Here is a 5,398-nt window from a genome sequence, read left to right as displayed (position 1 = left end):
GTGAAAGACTGCATCTGCGATCCCGCCTGTGTGCTCAACCGCCACCGCCATTGGGTGCATCGCCATTGTCGGCTGGTGGCATGCCGGGGCCGGACACCGTGCCCACCGCCGGATGGCGCAAAAGGTCGCCATACTCGATGCCGTTCCTGGCGGCAGTGCCTGCCTTGAGCTCAAGCACGAAACGCACCGGTACACCAGGCGAAATGACGGCGTCTGATTGCGGCTCGCCGTGCTTGACCGCCCGGATCTTGCCATCCTGGCCGACAAAAATCAGATCAAGCGGCATCGGGGTGTTGTGCATCCAGAAGCCAACCTGCTGCTGGACCTCGAAGACGAACAGCATGCCGTGGTTGTCCGCCATATCCTGGCGATACATCAAGCCAGCCTCGCGCTCCGCGGCGGTGTCGGCGACTTCGATGGAGAAAGAGCGATCACCGCCTTTCGTCACCACGACCAATGGCGCCGGATCGGCCGGAAGGATCATTGCCCGGCTGTCCGCCGAGGTCGGCTTTTCGGAATAGAAGTAACCACCGGCGGCGGCGATGAAGGCAATCGCGCACATCGCGCCCGCGGTCAGCCAGTTCCTGTAAGCCATTCGAGATCCTCGGCCGGAAACGCCTTAGTGCGAGACCGGCAAGGTCCCCATATCGGGGTGAATTTCGGCGGCCATAAGGCCTTTGTCGCCGCGCCCGAAACGAACCAGCACGACCTGTCCGGGCCGAAGCTCGGTGATACCGTAACGGCGCAAGGTCTCCATATGGACGAAGATATCCTCGGTACCCTCGCCGCGGGTGAGAAAACCAAACCCCTTGGTGCGGTTGAACCATTTCACCAAGGCGCGTTCGAGACCGCTCTCCGGCGTCACCGCGACATGGGTGCGCTGCTCCTGCATCTCGGCCGGGTGGACCGCGGTGGTGACATCCATGGAGAGCACACGGAAGGCCTGCAATCCGCGCTCGCCATGCTTGACGAGGCAGACCACACGCGCGCCTTCCAGGGCCGTCTGAAAGCCGTCTCTTCGAAGACATGTCACATGGAGGAGGATGTCGCCCGAGATGCCGTCATCCGGGAGGATGAAACCATAACCCTTGGCCACATCGAACCACTTGATGGCGCCGGCTACTTCGAGCAGATCAGAAGCGTCGCCGCCTTCGTCACGCTGCAATGCGTCGCCAAGGGTTCCGTCCCGCCCCATGAAAGAGGCCTTTTCCCCCATAAGAATGCCCCCTCTTTTCAAGAACACCGCAACTGATTCTTGCCAACAGTTTAACACTGCGGCTTCCGGTGTGTGCAAGACCTGCCGTGCCTTTTTTCACGGTTCATTGGGGCAATACCGGATTTGTTCTTTGCCGGCATTGCGCACCGCCGCACGATTGCCCTTTGACAGGGCCGACCCTATGTTGCGCCGCAACGCAATTTATCGAGGAAATCACATGCGCTATCTGCACACCATGATCCGTGTCGCCGACGTCGATGCCTCGCTCGACTTCTACTGCAATAAGCTCGGCCTCAAGGAAGTGCGCCGCTACGAAAACGAGCAGGGCCGCTTCACGCTGATCTTCCTCGCCGCACCGGAAGACGAGGAGAGCGGCATCAATGAAAAGGCACCGCTGGTCGAACTGACCTACAATTGGGATCCCGAAGACTACAAGGGCGGGCGCAATTTCGGCCACCTCGCTTATGAGGTCGACGACATCTACGCCACCTGCCAGCATCTGATGGACAATGGCGTCACCATCAACCGGCCGCCGCGCGACGGCAACATGGCTTTCGTCAAGTCGCCGGACGGCATCTCGATCGAGCTTTTGCAGAAAGGCCCGGCCAAGGCCAAGGCCGAGCCTTGGGCTTCGATGGCGAACACCGGAAGCTGGTAGCCGATCACGCTGTCTTGAGCGGACAATGCCAGGCTGACGGCCCCGCTACCGTTTGGTTTTTCAGGGGCGGCGCCTATCTGTCTGGCTGAGGCGCCAGGCTTGGGCCGGCGCCCAGCCATGCAAAAGGCGCTTGCCCAGGAGAATTCATGCCGACCAGCCATGCCGACGTCGCCACCGAACATGCCAGCCGCTACCTGCAGCAGTTGTGCAAGCACTGGGCACACAAATTCCCGGTCGAGTTCGATCCCACCCATGGCACCATCGATCTCTCAATGGGCCGTACCGTCATGGCTGCCGATGCCGCAGCGCTGCATGTCACGGTGTCGACTGACGAAGCAGGATCGATCGAGCGCCTGGAAAGCGTTGTCGCCGATCACATCAAGCGCTTTGCTTTCCGCGAAGAACTGACCTTCGACTGGAAACCAACTTCCGCCTAGCCGGCCAACTACTTCTCACCGGCGTGTGCGGCCATCTCCAGCAGCGCCTGCACCGAGCGCCAATTGCGCGCGGTACCCGGCACTTTCAGCGTGCGCGGGATCAGCCCGGCAAACACCGATTTGCCCAGCCCATTCGGTGCGCTGAGGTAGAGCACATCGCCCTTGATCGCGAAGCGTTCGGGGCCGGTGCACTTTTCGGTCAGCCGCGCCACCTCATCGGCGGTCGGCTCGCGTTCCAGCACATAGGCGTGCAGCTTCGTGTGGTCCGCGGCAATTTCCGGATAGGGATTTTCGCGCACCAGCTTCTCGAACCAGGAGAGATCGCGCACCACGATGCGCGAATGGAACCCCCATTTCGTCTCGAAGGCTGCTTCGAGCAGGTTCGCCAGTGCCGCCGCGTCGCCTTTCTTCGCCCGGAACACGGCATTGCCGCTCTGCACGTAGGTGGCGACGTCGGAAAAGCCGAGGCCCTCGAAGAACGACCGCAGCTCCGCCATCTTGACGATGCGGTTGCCGCCGACATTGATGCCCGAAAACAGCGCGACGAAGACTTTTCCCGGATCAATCATTCGATCGCTCATATGATGAACCCGGCCAGTGTCTCGTTGTCGGTGATGTCCTGATACTGGACGCCCTCGGCCTCGAACTTCGCCTTGAGCAGATCGAAATTGCGACGGTCCCTGGTTTCGATGCCGATCAGCACCGAACCAAAATTGCGCGCCGATTTCTTCAGATATTCGAAACGGGCGATGTCGTCGTCGGGTCCGAGCAGTTCGAGGAAATCGCGCAGCGCGCCCGGCCGCTGCGGAAAACGGATGATGAAGTATTTCTTCAAACCCTCGAAGCGCAACGCCCGTTCCTTGACGTCCGGAAGCCGCTCGAAATCGAAATTGCCGCCCGAAACCACGGCGACGATTGTCTTGCCCCTGATCTCCTTCTTGGAGAAATCCTTGAGCGCATCGATCGCCAACGCGCCAGCCGGCTCCAGCACGACGCCTTCGACGTTGAGCATCTCGATCATGGTGGCGCAGAGCCTATTTTCCGGGATTAGCCGCACCGTGTCGGCCGAAAAATCCTTGAGATGACGCAACGGCTCGGGGCCGATCTCGGCCACCGCGGCGCCATCGACGAAATTATCGCCCTTGGCGAGCTTGAGCCGTTTCCCCGCCGCGAGGCTCTCGCGCAGGCTCGGCGCGCCTGCCGGTTCGCAGAAGACGAAGCGTGCTTCCCTGCCCTGATCGGCGAAATAGTGGGTGACGCCCGCGGCAAGTCCGCCACCGCCGACCGGCAGCATGACGATATCGGGCATGCGGGCGCCCGGCATCTGGTCCGCGATCTCGTAGGCGACGGTTGCCTGGCCCTCGATGATGTCCTTGTGATCGAAAGGCGGCACCATATGGGCGCCGGAACTGTCGGTGAATTCCAGGGCAGCGCGATAGCAATCGTCGAAGAAATCGCCGACCAGTCTGATCTCGATGAAATCGCCGCCGAACAGCCTGGTCTTGTCGATCTTCTGCTGCGGCGTCGTCACCGGCATGAACACGACGCCTCGCCTGCCGAAATGGCGGCAGACGAAAGCAAAGCCCTGCGCGTGGTTGCCGGCGGACGCGCAGACGAACAGTTCGGCCTCGTTGCCGGCCGCCAGTGTCTTGCGGAAGAAATTGAAGGCGCCGCGGATCTTGTAGGAGCGGACCGGCGACAGATCCTCGCGCTTCAACAGCACCCGCGCACCGGTCTTTTTCGACAGATAGTCGTTTTCCTGTAGCGGCGTTTCAGGGAAGATCTGGCGGATCGCGGCGGCAGCGGCAGCAACGCGGGAAGAGAAACTGTTCATCGGAAACCACCCCTGGGGAAAATCACCTTGCGTTGCATGCTGTCCGCGGATCTCTATCATTAATCGGGTCGCGAACGTTCGGTTGTTGAGCGCCATGACCAGGTGCGGCGCGAGCCCGCCTATCACATATCCGGCTCCCCAGCGCCATCGTCCATCATTTACGTCCTTCCGGGCGGAAATTTTGCGAAATATTTTCAGCTACTTGCGGGTGCATTCTCATACCCCCTCGCATCGGGCGGTATGAAATCGCTATCTCTGCGGGGATTGGAGGGCCGGCGGCGACGCCGCTCATTGCGCACATCACGCAGCCGTTTCCCGCCATTTTGGCTTTCGCGCAACACTGCGATGGCCGCAGCGGGGCGCCGATCACATTTCGACTCGACAGGACTTAGTTCTGCCGCACTCTGCCTGTCCGGGAGGTATCGTGAGGATAGACAGGCCTTTCGGCCGGAGTTGGAAATTCAGGCGTGCCTTTGAAGAAGATTTTTACCGTTGTCCTGGCCTTGTTCGTCGCCGGCTGCGCCGGCCAGCAAACACAGGAATTGCTTGGCAGCGCCATGGTGTCGGCGCCGGTGACGGAGATCGCCGGCAACCACTCGATCTTCATCGCCACGACGCGCAAGAAATCCGACGATCCCAACAAGGTTTTCGACGGCGAACGGTCGGCGACGCTGAACTATGCCCGCGTCAACGTCACCGTTCCGGGGCTTCACAAGACCGGCCAGATCGAGCGCCGCTCGCGCGGCAAGTCGGACGACCCGGCCAAATATTTCATGGCTTCCGAGGTCGTCGGCTACGACACGCAGCCGAAATTCTCCAGCGCGCTCAACGCCGACATCGCGGCGCGCGGCGGCCGCGTCATGGTCTTCGTGCATGGCTACAACACCGGCTTCGATGCCGCCGTCTATCGCCTGACCCAGATCGTCCATGATTCCGGCTATCCCGGCACGCCAGTGCTGTTTTCCTGGGCATCGGGCGCCAGGACCACCGACTATGTCTATGACAAGGAAAGCGCCAGCGCTGCCCGCGACCAGTTGGAGGTGACGCTCAGGATGCTGGAGCAGTCCGGCGCGCGGCGCATCGACATCGTCGCACATTCGCTCGGAACCTGGGTCACCATGGAAACGCTGCGCCAGATGGCCATCACCGGCGATCGCGATCTCGGCGGTAAGCTCGGCGACGTGGTGCTGGCCTCGCCCGACATCGATGTCGACGTGTTCAAGAGCCAGATGCGGCGCTATGGCAAGCCCGAC

The 5,398-nt window shown here is 61.4% G+C and carries 7 protein-coding genes; 3 read left to right on the top strand and 4 right to left on the bottom strand.

All coding sequences use genetic code 11. The features are described from left to right. Positions 1-34 precede the first annotated feature (34 nt). Together EN925_RS21560 and EN925_RS21555 are read right to left on the bottom strand one after the other, a co-directional pair. A complete protein-coding gene (locus tag EN925_RS21560) occupies positions 35-595 on the bottom strand; it encodes a DUF192 domain-containing protein (protein ID WP_027160409.1) in 561 nt (186 codons plus the stop codon). A gap of 24 nt (positions 596-619) precedes the next feature. Next, the gene (locus tag EN925_RS21555) at positions 620-1,195 is read right to left on the bottom strand and encodes a cold-shock protein (protein ID WP_174564974.1); all 576 of its coding nucleotides are present in this window, start codon (positions 1,193-1,195) and stop codon (positions 620-622) included. A 238-nt stretch (positions 1,196-1,433) separates the two neighbouring features. On the opposite strand from EN925_RS21555, the gene gloA reads away from it, so the two are divergent. Together gloA and EN925_RS21545 are read left to right on the top strand one after the other, a co-directional pair. Continuing rightward, positions 1,434-1,874 carry a lactoylglutathione lyase gene (gloA, locus tag EN925_RS21550; protein ID WP_063172309.1) on the top strand — a complete coding sequence of 147 codons (441 nt, stop codon included), beginning with the start codon at positions 1,434-1,436 and terminating at the stop codon, positions 1,872-1,874. A gap of 146 nt (positions 1,875-2,020) precedes the next feature. Then, entirely contained in the window at positions 2,021-2,311 is a 291-nt protein-coding gene (locus EN925_RS21545) for a DUF2218 domain-containing protein (protein ID WP_027160411.1), read from the top strand. An 8-nt stretch (positions 2,312-2,319) separates the two neighbouring features. Here EN925_RS21545 and EN925_RS21540 read toward each other — a convergent pair whose 3' ends face one another. Continuing rightward, on the bottom strand, positions 2,320-2,880 hold the full coding sequence (locus EN925_RS21540; protein WP_127369806.1) for a DUF1697 domain-containing protein: 561 nt from the start codon (positions 2,878-2,880) through the stop codon (positions 2,320-2,322). A gap of 8 nt (positions 2,881-2,888) precedes the next feature. Further along, the gene (gene ilvA / locus EN925_RS21535; protein ID WP_128336894.1) at positions 2,889-4,145 is read right to left on the bottom strand and encodes a threonine ammonia-lyase IlvA; all 1,257 of its coding nucleotides are present in this window, start codon (positions 4,143-4,145) and stop codon (positions 2,889-2,891) included. A 467-nt stretch (positions 4,146-4,612) separates the two neighbouring features. Between ilvA and EN925_RS21530 the strand changes: the two genes are divergently transcribed. Beyond that, a partial coding sequence (locus tag EN925_RS21530; RefSeq protein WP_128336893.1) for an alpha/beta hydrolase occupies positions 4,613-5,398 on the top strand: 786 nt, incomplete at its 3' end.

The organism is Mesorhizobium sp. M7A.F.Ca.US.006.04.2.1 (assembly GCF_004022915.1).
GTDB lineage: Bacteria > Pseudomonadota > Alphaproteobacteria > Rhizobiales > Rhizobiaceae > Mesorhizobium > Mesorhizobium ciceri.
Note: the sequence above shows the minus strand (reverse complement) of the source record. Positions and strands in the feature narration are given on the sequence as shown.

What these genes read in the sequence shown, in the direction of transcription:
- EN925_RS21555 (WP_174564974.1), bottom strand. Translation starts at nt 1,195, where the DNA reads ATGGGGCGGGACGGAACCCTTGGCGACGCATTGCAGCGTGACGAAGGC.
- ilvA (WP_128336894.1), bottom strand. Translation starts at nt 4,145, where the DNA reads ATGAACAGTTTCTCTTCCCGCGTTGCTGCCGCTGCCGCCGCGATCCGC.
- EN925_RS21545 (WP_027160411.1), top strand. Translation starts at nt 2,021, where the DNA reads ATGCCGACCAGCCATGCCGACGTCGCCACCGAACATGCCAGCCGCTAC.
- EN925_RS21560 (WP_027160409.1), bottom strand. Translation starts at nt 595, where the DNA reads ATGGCTTACAGGAACTGGCTGACCGCGGGCGCGATGTGCGCGATTGCC.
- EN925_RS21540 (WP_127369806.1), bottom strand. Translation starts at nt 2,880, where the DNA reads ATGATTGATCCGGGAAAAGTCTTCGTCGCGCTGTTTTCGGGCATCAAT.
- gloA (WP_063172309.1), top strand. Translation starts at nt 1,434, where the DNA reads ATGCGCTATCTGCACACCATGATCCGTGTCGCCGACGTCGATGCCTCG.